The sequence below is a fragment of the Bradyrhizobium sp. Unk1 genome (assembly GCF_059512345.1).
The window spans coordinates 2,501-5,810 of sequence record NZ_JCAMOP010000113.1; the positions used below are offsets into that span (position 1 = coordinate 2,501).

Sequence of the window (3,310 nt, forward strand, 5' to 3'; positions counted from 1 at the left end):
TACGATGTCACCCAGAACGTATCTTGGGCTCCATCTGTTTGTAGGTGTCCGGTTTCAGGTCTATTTCACTCCCCTCGTCGGGGTGCTTTTCACCTTTCCCTCACGGTACTGGTTCACTATCGGTCGCTGAGGAGTACTTAGGCTTGGAGGGTGGTCCCCCCGCGTTCAGACAGGATTTCACGTGTCCCGCCTTACTCGTGGATACATCATCGCATTACTCGTACGGGGCTATCACCCTCTAAGGCCCGGCTTTCCTGACCGGTTCCGATTGTCTTTGATGTATCACTGGCCTGGTCCGCGTTCGCTCGCCACTACTAACGGAGTCTCTGTTGATGTCCTTTCCTCCAGGTACTTAGATGTTTCAGTTCCCTGGGTTTGCTTGAAACCTCCTATGTATTCAGAAGTCTCATACCTTCTCTTGATAACCGGAAATCCAAAACCTCTTCGATCGAAATCTAAAGGTCTGGCTTCTCACATTATCTGATCGAACCCCACACCGATGTCTCTCGACAAAGGTCTTGGAGTTCCGGCTATCGAAGGTGGGTTTCCCCATTCGGAAATCCATGGATCAAAGCTTCTTCGCAGCTCCCCACGGCTTATCGCAGCGTAGCACGTCCTTCATCGCCTCTCAGCGCCAAGGCATCCACCGAACACCCTTAAGGCACTTGATTGCTCTCATTATCAATGTCCACACACTCGGCAGAATGTTGTCTGCAGAATTACCTTGCGGCACGCGCCCTCGATGAACGCTATCTGCAGCCGGACAATGATTAGAAAGACCAGCTTGCTTCGTAAGATCGTTCCGATAGCGAGGCGGTCAAGCTTCGCTAAAAGGATCATTTACAACTCGCATTCCTTCCAGACGCAGCCTTGTGAGCTACATTGAAAGGCGCACGAGCGCCGAAATGATCCGGAGATAATGAAGTATCGCGCAACAATTGCTTGTTGCCCGATCCAACTCGGATCGATCTCCTCTTTACGATGTCAGAAATCACGCACGTCACTGTCCATCCGGACTAGTGGGTGCGAAGTGATGTTTCGCGGACGATTCAGGTGCACGATCAGTCGATGATCAAACCATCTGGTGGAGCCAGACGGGATCGAACCGACGACCTCATGCTTGCAAAGCACGCGCTCTCCCAGCTGAGCTATGGCCCCGTAACCAGAAGACGAATGCTCACTCGATGAGTGTGGTGGGCCTGGGAAGACTTGAACTTCCGACCTCACGCTTATCAAGCGCGCGCTCTAACCAACTGAGCTACAAGCCCCTAACGCATATCCAGTCAAGGACCAGGGATTCTGCAAGGTTGCAGCCCCAGCGCGTGTTCGTCCGCGAAGAAAGAGAAACGAAGACGGCGAAATCCCGCCAATGCAGCTCAACAATCCTGACGATCGTTGGCCACTGATGTTTCTAAAACGGTTCGATAGAAGCAAGCTTCTGAAGAACCATCCTTAGAAAGGAGGTGATCCAGCCGCAGGTTCCCCTACGGCTACCTTGTTACGACTTCACCCCAGTCGCTGACCCTACCGTGGCCGGCTGCCTCCCTTGCGGGTTAGCGCACCGTCTTCAGGTAAAACCAACTCCCATGGTGTGACGGGCGGTGTGTACAAGGCCCGGGAACGTATTCACCGTGGCGTGCTGATCCACGATTACTAGCGATTCCAACTTCATGGGCTCGAGTTGCAGAGCCCAATCCGAACTGAGACGGCTTTTTGAGATTTGCGAAGGGTCGCCCCTTAGCATCCCATTGTCACCGCCATTGTAGCACGTGTGTAGCCCAGCCCGTAAGGGCCATGAGGACTTGACGTCATCCCCACCTTCCTCGCGGCTTATCACCGGCAGTCTCCTTAGAGTGCTCAACTAAATGGTAGCAACTAAGGACGGGGGTTGCGCTCGTTGCGGGACTTAACCCAACATCTCACGACACGAGCTGACGACAGCCATGCAGCACCTGTGTTCCAGGCTCCGAAGAGAAGGTCACATCTCTGCGACCGGTCCTGGACATGTCAAGGGCTGGTAAGGTTCTGCGCGTTGCGTCGAATTAAACCACATGCTCCACCGCTTGTGCGGGCCCCCGTCAATTCCTTTGAGTTTTAATCTTGCGACCGTACTCCCCAGGCGGAATGCTTAAAGCGTTAGCTGCGCCACTAGTGAGTAAACCCACTAACGGCTGGCATTCATCGTTTACGGCGTGGACTACCAGGGTATCTAATCCTGTTTGCTCCCCACGCTTTCGTGCCTCAGCGTCAGTATCGGGCCAGTGAGCCGCCTTCGCCACTGGTGTTCTTGCGAATATCTACGAATTTCACCTCTACACTCGCAGTTCCACTCACCTCTCCCGAACTCAAGATCTTCAGTATCAAAGGCAGTTCTGGAGTTGAGCTCCAGGATTTCACCCCTGACTTAAAGACCCGCCTACGCACCCTTTACGCCCAGTGATTCCGAGCAACGCTAGCCCCCTTCGTATTACCGCGGCTGCTGGCACGAAGTTAGCCGGGGCTTATTCTTGCGGTACCGTCATTATCTTCCCGCACAAAAGAGCTTTACAACCCTAGGGCCTTCATCACTCACGCGGCATGGCTGGATCAGGGTTGCCCCCATTGTCCAATATTCCCCACTGCTGCCTCCCGTAGGAGTTTGGGCCGTGTCTCAGTCCCAATGTGGCTGATCATCCTCTCAGACCAGCTACTGATCGTCGCCTTGGTGAGCCATTACCTCACCAACTAGCTAATCAGACGCGGGCCGATCTTTCGGCGATAAATCTTTCCCCGTAAGGGCTTATCCGGTATTAGCACAAGTTTCCCTGTGTTGTTCCGAACCAAAAGGTACGTTCCCACGCGTTACTCACCCGTCTGCCGCTGACGTATTGCTACGCCCGCTCGACTTGCATGTGTTAAGCCTGCCGCCAGCGTTCGCTCTGAGCCAGGATCAAACTCTCAAGTTGGACTTGAACTTTGAACCGGCTGATCACAACGTTTGACGAGGTCCCACCATTTTTCCATCGACCGAAGCCGATGAGCTGCCTGCGATTCACATCGCTGGCAACGATGGTGTTTCCTTTAAAACGTGTACCGCCGAAGTCTTTCGTCCCCTCTCAGAACTCAAAAGCCGAAGCTCTTCAGTGTCCGAGAGGCGCAAGGACTCCGCCGTCCACGTTTCTCTTTCTTCATCTTCACTTGTCAAACAGCCCGAGACCGGAGAGGTCTCAACCTTCCCGAGAGGAAGGGTTCCGACACCCTTACCGACGATGAATGAACTCCAATCGACTTACGTCGACTGTTGTGTCACTCAACAAGGTGAGGAGCATCA

2 tRNA genes and 2 rRNA genes (1 of these 4 only partly in view) are annotated in these 3,310 nt (G+C 53.7%); all 4 read right to left on the reverse strand.

The features are described from left to right. Window positions 1-671 (reverse strand): 23S ribosomal RNA (locus AC5ZFO_RS46935); it reaches 2,202 nt to the left of the window's first position. Between the two features lie 411 nt (window positions 672-1,082). Further along, a tRNA-Ala gene (locus AC5ZFO_RS46940) sits at window positions 1,083-1,158 on the reverse strand. A 33-nt stretch (window positions 1,159-1,191) separates the two neighbouring features. After that, a tRNA-Ile gene (locus tag AC5ZFO_RS46945) sits at window positions 1,192-1,268 on the reverse strand. A gap of 188 nt (window positions 1,269-1,456) precedes the next feature. Beyond that, window positions 1,457-2,945: ribosomal RNA gene (locus AC5ZFO_RS46950) — 16S ribosomal RNA — on the reverse strand. The 16S and 23S rRNA genes sit together here with 2 tRNA genes alongside, the layout of an rRNA operon. Between the last annotated feature and the right edge of the window lie 365 nt (window positions 2,946-3,310).